16 protein-coding genes are annotated in these 20,792 nt (G+C 44.0%); 10 read left to right on the top strand and 6 right to left on the bottom strand.

Going from position 1 to position 20,792, the window contains the following annotated elements:
• Window positions 1-38: 38 nt before the first annotated feature.
• Complete coding sequence (gene rpmE / locus C9J12_RS07080) at window positions 39-251, top strand: 50S ribosomal protein L31 (protein WP_107242075.1); 213 nt, start codon at window positions 39-41, stop codon at window positions 249-251.
• A gap of 355 nt (window positions 252-606) precedes the next feature.
• On the top strand, window positions 607-1,857 hold the full coding sequence (locus C9J12_RS07085) for a malic enzyme-like NAD(P)-binding protein (RefSeq protein ID WP_011217073.1): 1,251 nt from the start codon (window positions 607-609) through the stop codon (window positions 1,855-1,857).
• Window positions 1,858-1,936: 79 nt separating this feature from the next.
• Here C9J12_RS07085 and metJ read toward each other — a convergent pair whose 3' ends face one another.
• Entirely contained in the window at window positions 1,937-2,254 is a 318-nt protein-coding gene (gene metJ, locus C9J12_RS07090) for a met regulon transcriptional regulator MetJ (RefSeq protein ID WP_006233871.1), read from the bottom strand.
• 180 nt (window positions 2,255-2,434) lie between these two features.
• Between metJ and C9J12_RS07095 the strand changes: the two genes are divergently transcribed.
• The 3 genes from C9J12_RS07095 to metF all read left to right on the top strand — a co-directional run bounded on the left by C9J12_RS07095 (window position 2,435) and on the right by metF (window position 7,254).
• Window positions 2,435-3,601 (top strand): O-succinylhomoserine (thiol)-lyase, encoded by a 1,167-nt coding sequence (locus C9J12_RS07095; protein ID WP_107242076.1) that lies wholly within the window; start codon window positions 2,435-2,437, stop codon window positions 3,599-3,601.
• Entirely contained in the window at window positions 3,601-6,018 is a 2,418-nt protein-coding gene (locus tag C9J12_RS07100; RefSeq protein WP_107242077.1) for a bifunctional aspartate kinase/homoserine dehydrogenase II, read from the top strand. Before C9J12_RS07095 ends, C9J12_RS07100 begins: the two co-directional genes overlap by 1 nt.
• A gap of 336 nt (window positions 6,019-6,354) precedes the next feature.
• Window positions 6,355-7,254 carry a methylenetetrahydrofolate reductase gene (metF, locus tag C9J12_RS07105; RefSeq protein ID WP_107242078.1) on the top strand — a complete coding sequence of 300 codons (900 nt, stop codon included), beginning with the start codon at window positions 6,355-6,357 and terminating at the stop codon, window positions 7,252-7,254.
• A gap of 85 nt (window positions 7,255-7,339) precedes the next feature.
• Here the strand turns inward: metF and C9J12_RS07110 are convergent, their stop codons facing one another.
• Together C9J12_RS07110 and ppc are read right to left on the bottom strand one after the other, a co-directional pair.
• Window positions 7,340-7,909 (bottom strand): PadR family transcriptional regulator, encoded by a 570-nt coding sequence (locus C9J12_RS07110; RefSeq protein WP_107242079.1) that lies wholly within the window; start codon window positions 7,907-7,909, stop codon window positions 7,340-7,342.
• A gap of 436 nt (window positions 7,910-8,345) precedes the next feature.
• Window positions 8,346-10,976, bottom strand: a complete 2,631-nt coding sequence (ppc, locus tag C9J12_RS07115) for a phosphoenolpyruvate carboxylase (RefSeq protein ID WP_107242152.1) — start codon at window positions 10,974-10,976, stop codon at window positions 8,346-8,348.
• A gap of 748 nt (window positions 10,977-11,724) precedes the next feature.
• Between ppc and argC the strand changes: the two genes are divergently transcribed.
• The 4 genes from argC (at window position 11,725) to argH (ending at window position 16,870) form a co-directional block, all read left to right on the top strand.
• The gene (argC, locus tag C9J12_RS07125) at window positions 11,725-12,738 is read left to right on the top strand and encodes an N-acetyl-gamma-glutamyl-phosphate reductase (protein ID WP_107242081.1); all 1,014 of its coding nucleotides are present in this window, start codon (window positions 11,725-11,727) and stop codon (window positions 12,736-12,738) included.
• A 10-nt stretch (window positions 12,739-12,748) separates the two neighbouring features.
• On the top strand, window positions 12,749-13,528 hold the full coding sequence (gene argB / locus C9J12_RS07130; protein ID WP_407675672.1) for an acetylglutamate kinase: 780 nt from the start codon (window positions 12,749-12,751) through the stop codon (window positions 13,526-13,528).
• 137 nt (window positions 13,529-13,665) lie between these two features.
• On the top strand, window positions 13,666-14,880 hold the full coding sequence (locus C9J12_RS07135) for an argininosuccinate synthase (RefSeq protein ID WP_107242083.1): 1,215 nt from the start codon (window positions 13,666-13,668) through the stop codon (window positions 14,878-14,880).
• 112 nt (window positions 14,881-14,992) lie between these two features.
• Complete coding sequence (gene argH / locus C9J12_RS07140) at window positions 14,993-16,870, top strand: argininosuccinate lyase (RefSeq protein WP_107242084.1); 1,878 nt, start codon at window positions 14,993-14,995, stop codon at window positions 16,868-16,870.
• 83 nt (window positions 16,871-16,953) lie between these two features.
• On the opposite strand, the gene C9J12_RS07145 is transcribed toward argH, so the two are convergent.
• The 3 genes from C9J12_RS07145 to C9J12_RS07155 all read right to left on the bottom strand — a co-directional run bounded on the left by C9J12_RS07145 (window position 16,954) and on the right by C9J12_RS07155 (window position 19,647).
• Window positions 16,954-17,202: a DUF3624 domain-containing protein gene (locus tag C9J12_RS07145; RefSeq protein ID WP_107242085.1), complete on the bottom strand. Its 249-nt coding sequence runs from the start codon at window positions 17,200-17,202 to the stop codon at window positions 16,954-16,956.
• A 146-nt stretch (window positions 17,203-17,348) separates the two neighbouring features.
• Entirely contained in the window at window positions 17,349-18,800 is a 1,452-nt protein-coding gene (locus C9J12_RS07150) for a dihydrolipoyl dehydrogenase (protein WP_107242086.1), read from the bottom strand.
• A 118-nt stretch (window positions 18,801-18,918) separates the two neighbouring features.
• Window positions 18,919-19,647 carry a glutathione peroxidase gene (locus tag C9J12_RS07155; protein WP_107242087.1) on the bottom strand — a complete coding sequence of 243 codons (729 nt, stop codon included), beginning with the start codon at window positions 19,645-19,647 and terminating at the stop codon, window positions 18,919-18,921.
• 162 nt (window positions 19,648-19,809) lie between these two features.
• Between C9J12_RS07155 and oxyR the strand changes: the two genes are divergently transcribed.
• Window positions 19,810-20,709, top strand: a complete 900-nt coding sequence (gene oxyR, locus C9J12_RS07160; RefSeq protein WP_107242088.1) for a DNA-binding transcriptional regulator OxyR — start codon at window positions 19,810-19,812, stop codon at window positions 20,707-20,709.
• Window positions 20,710-20,792: the final 83 nt, after the last annotated feature.

A 20,792-nucleotide genomic window follows, 5' to 3' on the forward strand; every position in this document is an offset into this window, starting at 1 on the left:
TCGGGAGAGCGACGCGGCCTTATACTTGAGGTTTTCCCATGAAACAAGGTATCCACCCAGATTACAGTGCAGTGAACGCTCGTTGTTCTTGCGGCAACACATTCATTTTTCAGTCTACTATGACTAAAGATGTAAACCTTGATGTGTGTGACAAATGTCACCCATTTTACACTGGTAAGCAGCGTCAAGCTAGCTCTGGTGGTCGTGTTGATAAGTTCAACAAACGTTTCGGTGCTCTTGGTAGCAAGTAATTGCCCATTGAATTCCGATGAAAGGGGATGCTTATGCATCCCTTTTTTTTGCCTGTTATTTGGCTTGGATTCAAATAGTAAGTGGTATTCCTCATATTTCTTTATTAAGCTAAAACGATGCAGGTATTACTGTGCGTGATGGCTCACACCTCTTTATTAGCCGATTTTATTTTTGTGGCACGTTTTACACCCAGTTATCTGGTTGAGTTATCATATATAAGGATTCAATTGGCTTGACCCGTTGCGCTGCGCTAGGATTTTGTAGCGCTATATAATATGATCCATCTCCCAATACCGAACTGAACATCATTATCATTCAGGATCGAGACCGCCTGTTACCTAGGACCAGAACATTATGTCGGAAGATTTTCGCCAACAAGCTCTTAATTACCATGCTTACCCTGTACCAGGAAAAACGGCCATTGCGCTAACAAAGCCAGCAGATACTGTTCAAGATCTTGCTTTGGCATATAGCCCTGGTGTTGCTGAACCCGTTCGAGAAATCGCGCAAAATGCTGAAAATGTTTATAAATATACTGGCAAAGGTAACATGGTTGCGGTTATTACCAACGGTACAGCTATCTTAGGTTTAGGTAATCTTGGTCCATTGGCATCGAAGCCTGTAATGGAAGGTAAATCTTTATTGTTTAAGCGCTTTGCTGGCTTGGATTCTATCGACATCGAAGTGAAGCACCGCACCATTGATGAGTTTGTTGATACAGTGGCAAACATTGCAGATACCTTTGGTGGTATTAACCTTGAAGACATTAAAGCACCAGACTGTTTTGAAATTGAAAAACGTCTGATTGAGCGTTGTTCTATTCCTGTATTCCACGATGATCAGCACGGTACAGCGATCGTAACGGCTGCAGGTATGTTGAATGCACTTGAAATTCAAGGCAAAGAAATTAGCGAATCTGTCATTGTATGTTTAGGTGCTGGTGCGGCTGCTGTCGCGTGTATGGAACTGTTGATTAAATCTGGCGCTCAGCGCGAGAAAATCTATATGCTTGACCGTAAAGGTGTTATTCACACTCGTCGTGATGACATCAACGAATATAAGCAGCTATTTGCTAACAACACTGATAAGCGTACGCTTGAAGATGTTATTGACGGTGCGGATATTTTTGTCGGTGTATCGGGTCCTAACTTACTGGCACCAGAAGCGCTTAAGCTAATGGCTGATAAGCCCGTTGTGTTTGCATGTTCAAATCCTGATCCTGAAATTAAACCAGAGCTAGCACATGCTGTTCGTGATGATCTGATTATGGGTACTGGTCGTTCTGATTACCCTAATCAGGTAAACAACGTTATTTGTTTCCCGTTTATTTTCCGTGGTGCATTAGATGTACGAGCGAGCGAAATTAATGATGAAATGAAGCTAGCAGCGGTAAAGGCGATTCGTGAATTAACGAAAGAGCCAGTACCAGCAGAAGTCATGAAAGCGGCGGGCGTAGATGAGCTTGAGTTCGGTATTAACTATATTATTCCAAAGCCAATGGATCCACGTTTACTGCCACGTGTTGCTAAAGCTGTAGCGCAAGCTGCTATCGATTCGGGCGTTGCTCAAATTGATATGCCTGTTGGCTACATGGAAGACAAATAATTAGGTTTGTCTTTCGTCATGCATAAAAAAACCAGCCAATAGGCTGGTTTTTTTGTATCGGACTAACGGCCAAGAGCTGTTATTCGTTGATGTCTTCGTAGGTGATACCCATTTCATCCATGATCGCTTTCGCTTCTGCTGGAAGTGCATCTGGACAATCTTTACGAATATCGTCATCAGTTGGTAACGGCTGACCTGTATAAGCATGTAGGAATGCTTCACACAGTAATTCACTGTTTGTTGCATGACGCAGGTTATTTACCTGGCGACGAGTGCGTTCATCAGTCAAGATTTTTAAAACCTTTAATGGAATCGAAACAGTAATTTTCTTAACTTGTTCGTTTTTCTTACCATGTTCCGCGTATGGGCTGATGTACTCGCCATTCCACTCTGCCATGTTCTACCTTCTCAGCGATATTAGGGCTAAATAATTATAACCCGAATTTTAGCCGGATTTACTGCCACATGCAAAGACATATAGACGTCTAGAAGTGTTGACGTCTTAGTTTAATGTCGGTAATGTTGTTGTTGCTATTTTATTCAGGAACGGGCTAAGCCTGAAACAAGGAAGGTAATAATGAGTGACAAGCAACTTGCCACCATCGCTGTGCGCACAGGTATTGAATCAGACAGTCAGCACAACGCTGTTGTTCCACCTATCTATCTGACATCGACTTATAGTTTCCCCAAACTCGGTGAGTTACCGCAGTACGACTATTCTCGATCAGGCAATCCCACACGGAACATGTTAGCTGATGCCTTATCTGATCTCGAAGGCGGTGCAGGTGGCGTTGTGACGAGTTGCGGAACTGCTGCAATTAACTTGCTCGTATCGGCATTGCTTAGCCCTGATGATTTAATTATTGCCCCGCATGATTGTTATGGTGGTACTTACCGCCTGTTTAATACGCGTGCTAATAAAGGCGATTTTAACGTTTTATTTATCGACCAGTCAGATCCCGTAGCGCTTACTCAAGCGCTGGCAAAAAAACCTAAAATTATTTGGGTTGAAACCCCGTCGAACCCATTATTACGTGTGATTGATGTGGAAGCATTGTGCAAGCAAGCTAAAGTGGCTGGCGCACAGGTTGCCGTTGATAACACCTTTCTTTCTCCGCTTTTACAGCAACCTATTAAATTAGGCGCTGATTTTGTGGTGCATTCGACGACGAAATACATCAATGGTCATTCGGATGTTGTGGGTGGCGTTTTAATTTCAAAAGATGCTGATCAAGCAGAAAACATTGCTTGGTGGGCTAACTGCATTGGTGCAACGGGTGCACCGTTTGATGCTTACTTAACATTACGTGGTTTGCGTACGTTAGGTGCAAGAATGCGGATGCATGAAGAGAATGGTGCCGAGATCCTTAAGTATCTACAAACAAATGCTCTGGTTGGCCAAGTTTATCACCCTAGTTTGCCTGAGCACCCAGGTCATGACATTGCAGCGCGTCAGCAAAAAGGGTTTGGTTCTATGCTTAGCTTTGAGCTGGCAGGTACTTACCGCCAACTTGAAGTTTTCGTTGAAGCGTTAACATTATTCTCATTGGCAGAATCATTAGGTGGAACCGAAAGCTTAATTGCGCATCCATCAAGCATGACACACCGTGCTATGTCTGATGAAGCACAAGCAGAAGCCGGTATTAAAACGTCACTATTACGCCTTTCTGTTGGTTTGGAAGATCCTCAAGATTTAATTAACGATCTTGAACAAGCATTTACTCTGGCTGCGGAGGCGGTGTAATGGTTCAAACAGTGAAACGTCAATTGCATAAATTTGGTGGCAGTAGTCTGGCAGATCCAGAATGCTACCGCCGTGTTGCGGATATTCTGCGAGAATATTCCCACCCGAATGATCTTATTGTGGTCTCTGCGGCAGGCAAAACCACCAATTGCCTAATTGAATGGGTAGAGCGCCTTGGTAAAGATGGGCGTCAAGCGCATGAAACATTACAAGAGCTACGTCAGTTTCAGCAACACTTAATTGAAGCGTCAGTGAATGGCGAGCAAGCTGATCGATTACTGAGCCAGTTACACACTGAATTAAGCGAACTGTCAAAGCTAAGTGGATTAGAAATCACAGAGGCAGTACGTTCTTCGATACTCGGCCATGGGGAGCTATGGTCGGCGCGACTGCTAGCGGCATTGCTTAATAGCAATGATATGTCTGCGGTCAGTTTAGATTCTCGTGACTTCCTGCGTGCTGAACGTGCAGTACAGCCAGAAGTAGATCGCACACTTTCAAGGCCGTTATTACAACAACAACTGGTTCAGCATAATAAGTGCCGTATTGTGATCACTGGTTTTATGGCGCGTAACCAAGCGTCAGAAACGGTACTACTAGGGCGAAATGGATCGGACTATTCGGCAACGGTTATTGGGGCATTAGCGGACGTTTCTCGCGTTACGATCTGGAGTGATGTAGCGGGTGTGTACAGCGCGGATCCTCGCAAAGTTGCTGACGCATGTTTGTTGCCATTATTACGCTTAGACGAAGCTGATGAACTTGCCCGCCTTGCCGCGCCAGTCTTACACAGTCGAACACTTCAACCTGTTGCGCAAAGCACGATTGATCTCACTTTGCGATGCAGCCATCAACCAGAATCAGGTTCGACACGTGTCGAGCGAGTGTTGGCATCTGGACGTGGCGCCAAAATCGTAACCTCATTAGATGAAGTCTGTTTAATTGAATTAGATGTACCGCGCTCTCATGATTTTGATGCAATAAAAACCGATATAGAACGTACTTTGCAGCGAGCTCAGTTATTGCCATTAGCGCAGAGTGCTGAAGTCGAGTTAGGACGTATTTTATTGGCTTATACCAGTGAAATGGTGAACTGCGTATTAGAGCTATTACAGAATCGTGGTGTCGCGGCAGAGCTACGTCTGCGCGAAGGTTTCTCTATGGTTGCGGCAGTCGGTGCCGGCGTCGTCAATAATCCAGTGCATTGCCATGGCTTTTATCAGCAGCTAAAAGGACTGCCTGTTGAGTTCATGACTGAAGCGGAGTCAGGATTAAGTTTGATCGCCGTATTGCGTAAAGTCGATACCGAAGGTTTGATAGCCCGTATTCACCAAAGTTTATTCCAAGCCCAGAAACGTGTCGGCATTGTTTTATGTGGTAAAGGCAATATCGGTAGCCGCTGGCTCGAATTATTTGAGCGAGAAAAAGAACAGCTAGAAAAACGCCATGGTATGAGCTTCACCTTGGTTGGGGTTGTTGATAGCAGCCGTCATTGGATTGACTTTAGCGGTATCAACCCTAAACGTGCACTCAATAGCTTTGATGATGAAGCCATTAATTATGCTGATGGGGAGTTATTTTCCGCATTAGCGTCGAGTGATTATGACGATGTCGTTGTCTTAGATGTGACAGCCAGTGCTCAACTTGCAGCAAGGTACCCCTGCATTGCAGAAAGTGGTCTGCATCTGATTTCTGCAAATAAAGTCGCAGGATCAGCCTCGAGTAAAGATTATCATGCGGTTCAAGATGCTTTTGCTAAAACCAGCCGTCATTGGTTATATAACGCAACGGTAGGGGCTGGTTTACCCGTTAACCATACCGTGCGTGATTTACGTGAGAGTGGCGATGACATTATCGCGGTTTCAGGTATCTTTTCGGGTACGTTATCGTGGTTATTCCAGCAATATGATGGCGCATTACCTTTTTCTCAGTTAATTGAGCAGGCTTGGCAGCAAGGCTTAACAGAGCCAGATCCTCGCCATGATTTGGATGGTAGCGATGTGATGCGAAAGCTAGTCATACTGGCGCGTGAGTCAGGTTTAGAGATTGAACCTGAGCAGGTGAAAGTCGAATCCTTGGTGCCTGATGATTTAGCTGTATTGAGCCTCGATGGCTTTTTTGAACAGGCCGAAAAACTGGATGAGTTGTTACTTGAACGTTTAACCAAAGCACAGCAAGAAGATAAAGTATTGCGCTATGTTGCTCGCTTAGATAAAAATGGCAAAGCCAATGTGGGCGTAGAAGCGTTGCCTCAAGAGCATGCATTAGCCAATTTATTACCTTGTGATAATATTTTTGCGATTGAAAGCCGTTGGTATCGTGATAATCCGTTGGTTATCCGTGGCCCAGGTGCGGGGCGTGATGTCACCGCTGGTGCCTTGTTGTCTGATATTAATCGTCTTGCTGCTCTTCTATAAAATAGGATGAATACTTACCTTCACGGTATGAATGTTTACCGTAGGGTATCGAATCGGTTGTAATCACTGATTGATATTAAAAACCCGCTATATGCGGGTTTTTGCTTATTTGGCGTATATTTACTATGTTGAAGTTTATGCAATGTGAACTTGAAAAAAATTCATGATCACTTTGTTGACATTAAATTGGTTACACGACATTCTGTAGACATATAGACATATAGACATATAGACATATAGACATATAGACATATAGACATATAGACGTCTAAACGGTTATTTAAGACGTCACCATTTTGGGAGCTGGCCACACGGCCAAAAAGGAAGGGATTCACTATGGGATATTCTCACGCAAGTCATCTAGACTCGTTAAACCAGAACATTGCTGACATTAACGGTGATATCAATGTTTCTTTTGAATTCTTTCCACCAAGCAGTGAAAAGATGGAAGAAACCTTATGGCATTCAATTCACCGCTTAAAAACACTGAAGCCAAAATTTGTTTCTGTTACTTACGGAGCAAATTCCGGTGAGCGTGATCGTACCCACTCAATTATTAAAGACATTAAAGATCAAACAGGGCTGATTGCGGCACCTCATTTAACCTGTATTGATGCGAGCCGTGACGAGCTGCGTACTATTGCTCGAGATTATTGGCGCAATGGTATTCGTGATATCGTCGCGCTACGTGGTGATTTACCCGCTCAAGGTGCTAAGCCTGACATGTATGCAGCCGATTTGGTTGAGTTACTACGTAAAGAAGCTGATTTTGATATTTCAGTTGCGGCTTACCCTGAAGTGCACCCAGAAGCGAAAAGTGCTCAGGCAGATTTGATTAATCTAAAGCGTAAAGTGGATGCGGGCGCTAGCCGAGCCATTACCCAGTTTTTCTTCGATGTAGAAAGCTACTTACGTTTTCGTGACCGCTGTGTGGCTGCTGCTATCGATGTTGAGATTGTACCTGGTATCTTGCCTGTTTCTAACATGACGCAAGCCAAGCGCTTTGCAGTGGCAAATAACGTGAAGATCCCAGGTTGGTTAGAGAAGCAGTACCAAGGCTTAGATGATGATCTTCTTAGTCGTCAGATGTTAGGTGCGAGTAATGCAATTGATATGGTTCGAGTACTGAGCCGAGAAGGGGTGAAAGACTTTCACTTCTATACACTGAACCGTGCAGAGTTGACGTATGCGATTTGCCATACACTAGGTGTACGTGCCGAAGTTGAAGCTAAATAAATCATGCCTCCCAAAATGCATTGTTTGTAATTAAAAAAAGCCGCTAATAGCGGCTTTTTTATTATCGATAAATATCAGGTAAATGTTATTTATTGATTTGAATGTTGCTGTCAGCGCTATCCATGTCTTTCAATTCTACTAATACTTCTTCAGCCCAGTAAATCCAAGCTTGGCGGTTGTGTACACCGCGACGAAGTGTTAGGCGATCTAAGCGCGCTTGACGATCCATTTCTTTGTGATTAGCAAAGTGGATTTTTTCAAGCTCAGCGTAGTGACCCATTAAGGTATGAGACTCTTCGATTAACGCTTCAAGTTGCTGTTGCATGGGTTCAGAATTATGAACACAACAAACAAGCAGTTTCGCTGAGAACTCATCACGAATAGTTGGATTACGAGCTGGTTCTTGGAACCACTCAAATAATGCCTGGCGTCCTAGGTCAGTAATTGAATAGACCTTGCGATCTGGTTTACCGTCTTGGGGCTCTAGTTGACAAGTTACTTGGTCGTTGCCGGCCATTTTATTTAGTTCACGGTACACCTGCTGGTGGCTCGCTTTCCAAAAGTAACCAATACTGTGTGAGAATTCTTTTGTTATATCGTAACCAGTAGCATCTCTGCTACATAGCACTGTTAATATTACGTGAGGTAGTGACATCTCTTCTATCCGATAAAATACGACAAAATAAAAAAAACAATCAAACGGACGTTACCCTTCGCTCTTTGGCGTTTTATAATCGTCTTGTTGCACTGCTTGACTGAGATCACACAGAGTATCATTAATATACTCAATATCGATACCTAGCTGACTAAATTTATTATTCATCAATGCAATAAATTACATATCTTGTGACCTATGTTTGAATCTGTCATTTATTACGGCACTGCATTTAAGCTTTAAACAATTAAGTTCATATCGATTTTTTGACTCTAGCGCAGTGGCTAGTGAATTGGATGTCTCATTGTTGAGATTGAAAGAGGATTGAATGTGTCGAGCAGAATAATGCTGATATTCAAAGGTAAGCAAGGCTGTGAGTAGCATAAAATAAAGGCCGCAAAAGCGACCTTTATGAGAGGTTAATTGTTTTGTTAGCTTAACCCGTGTTACGCATACCTGTTGCGATACCGGCAATACTGACCATGAGCGCTTCTTCTAAAATCGGCGATGGTTCGTCTTGTTGACGGGTTCGGTACAACAATTCAGCTTGTAGCATATTGAGTGGCTCAACATAAATATTACGTAAGCGGATTGCTTCAGCGCCCCAAGGATTTTGCTCCATGAGGTGTGCGTTATTTTCTACGTTTAAAACGGCTTTAATATCTTGCTGTAGCTGATCACGTAATTTCTGCCCCAACGGCCATAACGACTTGTCTGTTAAGCGTTGGTCATAGTATTCAGCGATACCCACATTCGTCTTGGTGTAGACCATTTCTAACATGCCTAAGCGTGTAGAGAAGAATGGCCACTCACGACACATGTCTTCTAATAGCTGCGCGTGCCCTTTGTCGATAGAATATTGAATGGCTTCACCAGCACCTAGCCATGCAGGCAGTAGCAGGCGGTTTTGTGACCATGCGAAAATCCATGGAATTGCACGTAAGCTTTCAACACCACCGTTAGGATTACGCTTTGCAGGACGCGACCCCAGCGGTAATTTACCCAGCTCGAGTTCTGGCGTCGCAGCGCGAAAGTAAGGAACGAACTCTTCGCTACCACGAACCACGTTACGGTATGATTCACAAGAGACCTCTGACAGGACATCCATCAAATCGCACCATTCTTTTTTCGGTGCTGGTGGCGGTAATAGGTTCGCTTCTAGCGTCGCGCTCGCATATAGGCTTAAGCTATTTACGGCCACATCAGGTAGACCAAGCTTGAAGCGAATCATTTCACCTTGCTCTGTAACGCGTAGACCGCCTTTTAAGCTACGAGGTGGTTGCGAGAGTAGTGCAGCATGCGCTGGTGCACCACCACGACCAATAGAGCCACCACGGCCGTGGAATAGCGTTAGTTCGACACTGGCATCTTCACAGACTTCAACTAATTCTTCCATTGCACGGTATTGTGCCCAGCCTGCCGCCATTACGCCAGCATCTTTGGCTGAATCAGAGTAGCCAATCATTACCATTTGATGGTTTTGAATGAAACCGCGATACCAATCAATACTCATTAATTCTTTAATAACGGATGCACCGTTATTTAAATCATCAAGTGTTTCAAACAGTGGGCACACATCCAGACGGAATGGGCAGCCCGCTTCTTTCAGTAGTAGGTGAACAGCAAGCACATCAGATGCCGTGCGTGCCATAGAAATAACATAAGCCCCTAATGCTTCACGAGATTGCTCTGCAACGGCTTTACAAGTGTCGAGTACTTCTTGTACTTCTGCCGAGGGTTGCCAAGCTAGTGGCAACAGAGGACGCTTAGATGCTAACTCACGAACTAAGAACGCGACTTTATCTTGTTCATTCCACTGTTCGTAATCACCTAACCCTAGGTAGCGGGTAAGTTCAGAAATAACATCTGAATGACGAGTACTTTCTTGGCGGATATCAAGGCGAACAAGATGGATACCGAAACATTTAATTCGGCGAAGAACATCAAGCAATAGGCCATCTGCAATAATGCCCATGCCACATTCACGCAGTGATTGGTAACAAGCGTGCAGTGGCGTCCAGAGTTGATCAACATCATCAATAGTGGCGAGGTTTGGCGCATCTTGCTTATTAATCTTGGCTGCCAATACATCACGGGTATTGGTTAGTTTGGTGCGTAAGTCTTTTAAAATAGCGCGGTAAGGTTCGTGTTCTTCACCGGCGAGTTCGCGAACTTGGTCATTACATTTAACCATTGAGAGCTCACTAACTAACTCTTGAATATCTCCCAAGAATAAATCAGCTGCTTTCCAGCGAGAAAGTAGCATCACTTCACGTGTTACCTCAGAGGTGACAAACGGGTTGCCGTCTCGGTCACCGCCCATCCAAGAGGTGAATTTTACGGGAGATGCATCGAGTGGCAGTTTTTCACCAAGATGGTGCATGAGTTTTTCATCAAATTGACGTAAAAATTCAGGTACAGCGTGCCAAAGGGAATTTTCAACAACGGCAAATCCCCATTTTGCTTCATCAAGCGGAGTCGGGCGTTGCTTACGGATAACATCGGAATGCCATGCTTGCGCGATCAGCTGCTCTAGGCGCTGTTCAACGCGTTGACGTTCACTGTGAGATAACTCGCTCAACTCAAGGTTTGATAAGCACTTATTAATTTGTACCAATTTGTGGATCATGGTACGTCGAGCAATTTCTGTTGGGTGTGCTGTTAGCACGAGTTCGATATTTAAATCGCGTACCGCTTGAATGGAATCAAGTTGGCTGATGCTGTTAGCATTTAGTTTACCAAATAAAGAATCGATAGAATCAGGGCTACAAATTTGCTCTTCGCAGTGGCGAGAAATTGTATGATACTGTTCGGCGATGTTGGTCAAATTCAAAAATTGACTAAAGGCGCGAGCGACAGGAAGGAGTTGATCGTCGGGAAGGTTTTGCAACTCGTCGATTAACTTAGCACGATCGCTATCATTACCTGCGCGAGCAGATTTAGACAGCTTACGTATGGTTTCTACCTTATCAAATAGAGGCTCACCATGCGCATCTTTAATAGTATTCCCCAGCATGTGGCCGAGCATACTTACGTTACTTCTTAACGCACTGTACTTTTCATTCATATCGCATCCATCTCGTAATTTTGTTACATCAAATTCATCCATATACATAACAATCTAGCCGCGATCCCACTTTCAGGTCAACATCGATTGCATTTATCAGTAATAAATCGAGCTAGATTTGATTTTAGTCATACACTTGCTTCAAGCCTGAAACTTTATTTCGTAAAAATGGGTCATAAAGCACGTTTTTTGTGTGCTTTTACTTATTTGGTCTAAAAATGAAGCCATAGTGGTTTGCTTTGTCATCATTACGCCGTCAGGAATTACGCCTTAGCAACCTTATTATTAAAGAAAGGAAAACTCAGCGAAATTGGTCAAACTTAATGAGGGGTAGATTGAAGGGTCATGATGGTGTGTAGATTTGTGCTTTCGACGGTTTTACCAATGAATCTGGTGGAATAAGGATAAATGAGACTTCATATAAGCGGATATTGAGGAGAAATGGCATTTTTTCTGCTTCCGCTGTTGACAGCGAATAGATTAATCGGTAAACATATTAATTCAGAAGGCGTGAATAAAAATCTATTCTTCGCGTTCGTATCGATTTGCATGGATAGCAAACAGTTTTTTGAACAAGACGTAGGAAAAATTAACATGAACCAAGCGATGATTAACAATCAAGATTCCCTCCGACGACGCTAAGTCTTAATCGCTTGGTGCCTCGCGCGCACCTCATCATTAGCTGCATCAGCAGCGCTGTTTCAAACCAAAAGCTTTAACAATCAAAGCCAAATAAACGGAAATCATTATGTTGAACACCCTTATTGTAGGCGCTAGCGGCTACACCGGTGCCGAACTAGCAAAAATGGTGCACGTACATCCACATCTTGAACTCGCTGGCTTATATGTTTCAGCCAATAGTTTAGATGCCAATAAACCTATTAGTGATTTACATGGTCAGTTAAAAGGCATTGTTGATCTACCTTTACAGCCATTAACCAACCCAGAAGCTATTGCCAAACAAGCTGACATTGTTCTGCTTGCAACCGCGCATGAAGTTAGCCATAACCTAGCCCCTATTTTTCTTTCCGCAGGATGTCAGGTGTTTGATTTATCTGGTGCGTTCAGGGTTAAAGCTGATGATTTTTATAATGAATATTATGGTTTTGAACATCAGCATGCTCAATGGTTAGAGCAAGCGGTGTACGGACTTGCAGAGTGGAACAGCGAAGCCGTAAAACAGGCCCAGTTAATTGCGGTTCCGGGTTGTTACCCTACCGCTTCACAATTGGCATTGAAGCCATTGCTTGACGCTGGGCTTATCGATAAAAATCAATGGCCTGTTATTAATGCTGTCAGTGGTGTTTCAGGCGCAGGTCGTAAAGCATCAATGGTGAATAGTTATTGCGAAGTGAGCCTACAAGCTTACGGTGTATTTACTCACCGGCATCAGCCTGAAATCGCTAGCCACCTTGACTGTGACGTTATTTTTACACCGCATCTTGGTAATTTTAAGCGCGGTATTCTTGCAACGATTACAGCGAAATTAGCAGATGGTGCTAATATGCAACAGGTATCTGAATGTATGGCTGGTGCATATCAATTATCGGACGATGCCCATGCGGTTCGTTTACTGGGGGAACAAACAGCAAGTATCCAAAATGTTGTTAATACTTGTTTCTGTGATATTGGCTGGAAGGTACAAGGTCAGCACATTATTTTAACATCTGCGATTGATAACTTATTGAAAGGTGCTTCATCACAAGCGATGCAGTGCATAAATATTCGAAATGCATTTCCGCAATTAACGGCGTTGGTATAGGAGCATCACTATGAGCAAGATCCCTTTAGTTATTAAGTTAGGTGGTGCTGTTCTGTCATGTAACGACACCCTTGAAAAGTTATTTACAGCGATTAGCGCATATCAAGTGTCGGCACAGCGTCCATTACTGCTGGTACATGGTGGTGGTTATCTTGTTGATGATTTGATGAAGAAGCTGCAACTGGAAACGGTTAAGAAAGAAGGCTTGCGAGTGACACCTAAAGCGCAAATCCCTTTCATTGCCGGTGCGTTAGCGGGAACTGCTAATAAAATGTTGCAAGGGCAAGCGATTAAATCTGGTGTCGCGGCGGTGGGTTTAAGCTTAGCCGATGGTGGCTTGTGTCAAATTACTGAACTAGACCCAGAATTAGGATCAGTTGGCAAAGCTGTACCTGGCAATGGTGCTCTGGTTAGTCAGATTATGGCATCTGGGTATTTACCAATAGTGAGCTCTATTGGTTTAGATGCCAATGGTGAGTTGATGAATGTCAATGCCGATCAAGCGGCAGTGGCAGTGGCTGCGGCATTAGATGCTGAGTTAGTCCTGCTTTCTGATGTGAGTGGCGTATTAGATGGCAAAGGTCATTTAATTTCAGCGCTAACTGAACAACAAGCTGAAGACTTAATTACGCAAGCGGTTATTACTGACGGCATGATAGTGAAAGTTCGTGCGGCTATTGAAGCGGCAAAAGCATTAGGTCGCCCTATCGAAGTAGCGACGTGGCGTTACCCCGATAAATTAGCAGCTTTGTTTGATGGGCAAAACATCGGGACCAAGTTCTCAAGTTAGGTTCTCGAGCTAGGTCTTTAAGCGAGACACTCAGCTAAACTAAATATGTAACACCGATTTAAATCTGTATTTAATAAGTAATTTTAATAAGAAACGCCTGAGCGGTATGACCGTCGAACAGGCACAAGGAGAGCATCATGAGTAAGGTAACTAAAGTCGTATTAGCCTATTCCGGCGGTCTAGATACATCAGCAATCATCCCATGGTTAAAAGAAAACTATGACTGTGAAGTTGTCGCTTTTGTGGCAGATGTTGGTCAAGGTGCAGCAGAGCTTGAAGGCATTGAAGAGAAAGCGATCGCATCTGGCGCATCATCTTGTTACATCGCGGATCTAAAAGAAGAAATGGTAGCAGATTACATCTACCCAAGCCTCAAGACAGGTGCTATTTACGAAGGTAAGTACTTGTTGGGTACGTCAATGGCACGTCCTATTATCGCGAAAGCACAAGTTGAATGTGCATTAGCCGTCGGCGCTGATGCGGTATGTCATGGTTGTACCGGTAAAGGTAACGATCAGGTTCGTTTTGAAGGTGCGTATGCAGCACTTGCTCCTCAACTAACGGTGATTGCACCGTGGCGTGAGTGGGATCTACGTAGCCGTGAAGCATTGCTAGATTACCTTGCCGAGCGTGATATTCCTTGCACGGCATCACTTGAAAAAATCTACTCTCGTGATGCAAACGCATGGCACATTTCAACAGAAGGTGGCGTGTTAGAAAATACCTGGAATCAGTCGAACGAACTGTGCTGGGTATGGACAAAAGATCCTGAGAATGCACCAGAAAAAGCTGAAACTGTGTCTATCTTGGTAGAAAAAGGTGAAGTTGTTGCTGTCGATGGTGAAGCAATGTCGCCGTTTAATGCCCTTACTTACCTAAATGAAAAAGGGGCAGAACACGGTGTGGGCCGTATCGATATCGTTGAAAACCGTTTGGTTGGTATTAAGTCTCGTGGTTGTTATGAAACGCCAGGCGGCACAATCATGAACGAAGCGTTACGTGCGGTAGAGCAATTAGTGCTTGATAAAGAGTCGTATGAATTCCGTGAGACGGTAGGACTTAAAGCGTCACACCTTATTTATGATGGTCGTTGGTTTACCCCGCTTTGTAAATCGATGCTAGCTGCAGCTGATGAATTGGCTCAAGATGTGAGTGGTGAAGTTGTAGTGAAACTGTATAAAGGTCAAGCTACAGTGATTCAGAAGCGTTCAATGAATAGCTTGTACTCTGAAGAGTTTGCAACCTTCGGTGAAGATGACGTTTACGATCACAGCCATGCTGGTGGTTTCATTCGCCTTTATTCGCTAGCAAGTCGTATCCGTGCATTGAATAAACAGAAAAAACAAAAATAACAAAGTGACTTTCATCTTGCCTTTTGACTGAATATTGCAGAAGGTGAGGTGAGCAGTCACAACAATAATGAAGCAATGAGCAAGTCGAGCAGTAAAGCATAGGAGTAGTACCATGGCATTATGGGGCGGACGTTTTAGTCAGGCAGCTGACACACGGTTTAAGCAGTTTAACGATTCATTACGTTTTGATTACCGTTTGGCGGAGCAAGACATCGTTGGTTCTATTGCATGGTCAAAAGCATTACGACAGGTTGATGTTTTAACAGAAGAAGAGCAGCAGCGTTTAGAATTAGCATTGAATGAGCTAAAACTGGCGGTAATGGAAGATCCAGAGCAAATTTTGCGCTCGGATGCTGAAGATATCCATAGTTGGGTTGAACAGCAACTGATCAGCAAAGTGGGTGATTTGGGTAAAAAATTACACACAGGGCGTTCTCGTAATGACCAAGTGGCAACCGATTTAAAACTGTGGTGTCGTCAACAAGGTCAGCAGCTTCTGCTTATGCTCGACAAATTACAGAATCAATTTGTTTCTGTGGCTCGTGCTCATCAAGGTACGGTATTACCCGGTTATACGCACTTGCAGCGTGCTCAGCCTGTTACTTTTGCACATTGGTGTTTAGCGTATGTTGAGATGTTTGAGCGTGACCATTCTCGTTTAACTGATGCTTTAGATCGTCTGGATACTTGTCCGTTAGGATCTGGTGCGCTAGCGGGAACGGCATACCCAATTGATCGTGAAGTACTTGCGCACAGTTTAGGCTTCCACCGTGCAACACGTAACAGTTTAGATTCCGTGTCTGATCGTGATCATGTGATGGAGCTACTTTCGGTTGCTTCTATTTCTATGCTTCACCTCTCGCGTATGGCTGAAGATTTAATTTTTTACAACTCAGGTGAATCAAACTTCATCGAGTTAGCAGATACCGTGACATCAGGATCGTCTCTGATGCCACAGAAGAAAAACCCTGATGCTCTTGAACTTATCCGTGGTAAATGTGGCCGTGTTTACGGTGCAATGACGGGTATGATGATGACCGTTAAAGCCCTACCTCTGGCATACAACAAAGACATGCAAGAAGACAAAGAAGGTCTTTTCGATGCGCTTGATAGCTGGCATGACTGTATGGAAATGGCAGCGTTATGTTTCGACGGTATTCAGGTGAATAAAGATCGTACCCTAGAAGCGGCTATGCAAGGCTATTCGAATGCAACCGAGCTCGCTGATTACTTGGTATCGAAAGGCATTCCATTCCGTGAAGCTCACCATATTGTGGGGGTTGCCGTTGTTGCTGCCATTGCGAAAGGCTGCGCGTTAGAAGAATTGTCTCTCGATGAAATGAAACAGTTCTCGGCGGTTATTGAAGAGGATGTTTATTCAATCCTTACTATCCAGTCATGTCTTGATAAGCGTTGTGCCTTAGGCGGTGTCGCACCCAATCAGGTTGATTATGCGATTGAGCAGGTCGAGAAGCGTTTAGAGAAACGTTATTCACCGGGCGTGAAAGTACGTGGTGCGCGTTTAACTGATCTTGATGCCATTGAAAGCATGGTGGTGTACTGGGCTGGGCTGGGTGAAAACTTGCCGAGAAAACGTAATGAATTAGTCCGAGATATTGGCTCATTTGCCGTGGCAGAACACCATGGTGTCGTAACGGGCTGTGCGTCGTTGTATGTTTATGATTCAGGGTTAGCTGAAATCCGTTCGCTAGGAATCGAAGCGGGTTGGCAAGAACAAGGTCAGGGGAAAGCGATTGTTGAACATTTGATTGAGAAAGCCGATCAAATGGCAATTAAAAAGGTTTTTGTACTGACACGACTGCCAGAGTTTTTCATGAAGCAGGGTTTTATTCCAACCTCGAAATCATTACTGCCAGAAAAAGTGATGAAAGATTGTGACCGTTGTCCACGTCAGCATGCGTGTGATGAAGTGGCACTAGAAGTGCGTTTAGGTTGCGAACAAGCAATCCCAACGGTGAGCGTCGCGTAACCGTGTTGTACGGCTAATTAAAATGCGAGAGTGAGATAGCACGAATCAATCCGGTAACTATGTAAAATGTAGTACCGGATTTTTTATTGGCGTACGTATCGAATCAATGCAGTGATGAGGTGAGCGCCAAGTAATAATGAGAAAGCACTGGCTGCGAATATTAATGTTATGGATTCAACTACCGTGGGGGTATCTTGATAAAAATACCACCAAGCTCCCCAACTCAAGCTACTTAATAAGGCAAGTTGCCACATGCATTGACGGCAGCGACCGAGCTTGTTTTTAAATTCTTGTTGGTCGAATGCGTAATTTTTACAGAGGTTACATCCCATCAGGCTCACTCTAATTAACGAATGTCGCTAGTATTGTACCGCTCGACGATCTCGGTGTAACGAAAAAAGCCCTCCGTAGGGGGGAGGGCAAAGAATTTTACAGGATTATTTTACTGGTTATTAAGAGTGCTTGTGCGTCGTACTTATTAACAACCAGGGCCACAGTCTAGGCAGTGTTTAATCATATCTGGACCAAGGTGCAATTTAGCGTTCAGATCACGCAGTGCAGTACGTACACCTTCTTCAATGACGGGATGGTAAAATGGCATATCCAGCATTTCAGCAACGGTCATTTTATTCTGGTGTGCCCATGCTAATAGGTGTGCTAAATGCTCAGCGTTTGGACCAATCATCTCGGCCCCAAGGAAGCGACCTGTACCGTGTTCACCATACACATGCAGCATGCCTTTGTTTCGTAGCATAACGCGAGAGCGACCTTGCCCTTCGAAAGAAACGAAACCTGTTTCAAAGCACCCGCAAGTACCTAAACGTGTCGTAAGTTCTTTGTAGGTTTCTCCCACCATCGCGATTTGTGGATCAGAGAATACCGCAGAAATCTTTGAGCGGCGAAGACCGGCTCGGATCTCAGGATAGCGACCCGCATTATCACCTGCGATACGTGCTTGGTCTGCTGCTTCATGCAGTAATGGAAGTTGGTTGCTTGCATCGCCCGCAATAAATATCGAGCTTACTGATGTTTGCATGGTGTAGTAATCAGCCACTGGTACGCCACGCGCATCAAGTTCTAAGCTGGTATTGTCGATATCTAACTGATCAACATTAGGACGACGACCTGTTGTTGCTAATACATAATCAACGGTGATTTTTTTTAGCTCACCCTCTTTACCAATATATTGAATCTCAACCACATCACCTTCACGTTTCATGCTTTCTACTTGCACATCAGCATCAAGGTAGAATTCTTCATTGAAAGATTTATAAGCGTAAGCCATGACGTCAGGATCGGTCAGTGGACCTACTTGGCCGCCTAGACCAAACATAATGACTTCAACTCCTAGACGCTTAAGCGCTTGACCTAGTTCCAAGCCAATAACACCTGGGCCAAATACTGCGACTGAATTAGGTAAGTCATTCCATTCAAAAACATCATCATTAATGATTAGGCGATCACCGAGCTCATTCCATACTCCTGGGTAAGCAGGGCGAGAACCGGTTGCGACAACAATACGCTTAGCAATGACCTTAGTATGATCATCAATCATTAAGGTATGGTCATCGGCGAATTTTGCGTAGCCAATAATCCTGTCTTCGGCTGGAATTTCGTCAACCCCTTCCAAAACGAATCCGACAAAGCGGTCGCGTTCGCTTTTCACGCGAGCCATGACTTCTTGACCGTTAATCACGATTTCACCTTGAGGGTGAATGCCGAAGCCTGGTGCTTTTTCGATTTGATGAACGCTTTCAGCGGCTGCGATAAGTAGCTTCGATGGCATGCAACCTACGCGAGCACATGTGGTGCCGTATTTGCCACCTTCAATCATCACAACACTGTCAGTGTGTGCTTTTGCTGCACGATAAGCACCAAGACCAGCAGTACCACCACCAATAACAGCTACATCAACATTCAAGGTTTTCATTTTGGCATCTCCGAGCAAAATCAAAAAAGGCGAGACGAAAAATACAGATTGTCTCGCCAATTATTTGTTGGCTTTTCTGGTTTAAGTAACGGATGTTACTTGAGCGCTATCGCTCGAATTAAGCTAAGTATGTTTCTAGTTCTTCACTGCCACCGATGTGCTTACCACCGATGAATACCTGAGGAACTGTGCTGCGACCTGTGATAGCACGTAGGCTGACAGTTGTTGCATCTTTACCTAGTACCACTTCTTCGTACTGAAGGCCTTTGTCGATTAGGTTCTGCTTTGCTTTTGCACAGAATGGACAACCAGGCTTAGAGAATACGGTGATTGATTCTTGTAGCTTGTGGTTTGGTGCAACGTAGTTAAGCATAGTATCAGCATCAGAGACTTTGAACGGGTCGCCTGGTTCTTCTTGCTCAACAAACATTTTTTCAACAACGCCGTTTTTAACCAGCATGCTGTAACGCCATGAACGAGGTCCAAAACCTAAGTCTTCTTTATCAACCAGCATGTCCATGCCTTTCGAGAATTCACCGTTACCATCTGGAATGAATGTGATGTTTTCTGCTTCTTGGTCTGCTTTCCATGCGTTCATTACAAACGTATCGTTAACTGACACACACACAATCTCATCAACGCCATGCTCTGCAAATACTGATGCTAGCTCGTTATAGCGAGGTAGGTGGCTTGAAGAACAAGTCGGCGTAAATGCACCTGGTAGGCTAAATAAAACCACAGTCTTGTTTGCGAATAGCTCTTCTGTTGTAACATCTACCCATGCATCGCCTTGGCGAGTATGGAATGTTACTTGTGGTACAGCCTGACCTTCTTTAGATGCGAACATAATGTAATTCCTTAAATTTAAAATATTTATTCGATTCAATCGGAGCGTAGCAATCTGTGCTCCCTTTTGATGTGATGATTATGTGATTTTTGGCTTGATAGCTCCAATCGTTTGCTGCTATGGTTTTGATAGTTTATACCTATCGTTGGGGGTCAAAGCAATATGAACATTCGTGATCTTGAATACCTTATCGCTTTATCAGAGCACAAACATTTCAGAAAAGCCGCAGAGTCGTGTTTTGTTAGCCAACCTACATTAAGTGGGCAGATCAAGAAATTGGAAGACGAGTTAGGGGTGTCTTTATTAGAACGCACCAGTCGACGGGTACTTTTTACTGATGCTGGATTGAGCCTAGTTGCTCAAGCACAAAAAGTGCTGCTGGAAGTGAAGGTATTAACGGAACTGGCGAGTCAGCAAGGGGAGAGTATGAGTGGACCACTTCATATCGGGTTTATTCCTACTGTTGGTCCCTATTTATTGCCATTAATCATTCCAATGTTTAGGGAATCGTTTCCTGATCTCGAACTGTTTCTTCATGAAGCACAAACCAGTCAATTAACGCATTTATTAGAAGAAGGTAAATTAGACTGCATTCTGCTGGCGGCAGTAAAAGAAACAGAAAGCTTCATTGAATTACCACTCTATGATGAACCTATGGTCGTGGCCGTGCCTGATACACATCCTTGGGCTGAAAAAGACGAGATGGAGATGGCTAGCCTTCATGGTGAAACGCTCTTGATGCTAGGGGATGGACATTGCTTACGTGATCAGGCAATGGGTTTTTGCTTTGCGGCAGGGGCGAAAGAGGATGGGCGCTTTAAAGCAACGAGCCTAGAAACATTGCGTAATATGGTTGCAGCAGGAAGTGGAATAACGCTATTGCCGCAACTTGCGACCCCGAAAGAACGTAGCCGTGATGGTGTCTGTTATATCAAGGTTCACGATCCGATCCCGACCCGTTTAATTACATTATGCTATCGTCCTGGCTCACCATTACGTACTCGTTATGAAAAAATAGCGGCAGAAATTAAAGATCGCATGGTGACGTATTTTGAACAATAGTGATTAACGCGTTGTTGAGGCATAAAAAAAGAGCGTCAATACTGGTATTGTATTGGCGCTCTCTTTAATACAGAGGTTATCGG

Origin of the sequence: Photobacterium frigidiphilum (genome assembly GCF_003025615.1) — a bacterium.
Lineage (GTDB): Bacteria > Pseudomonadota > Gammaproteobacteria > Enterobacterales > Vibrionaceae > Photobacterium > Photobacterium frigidiphilum.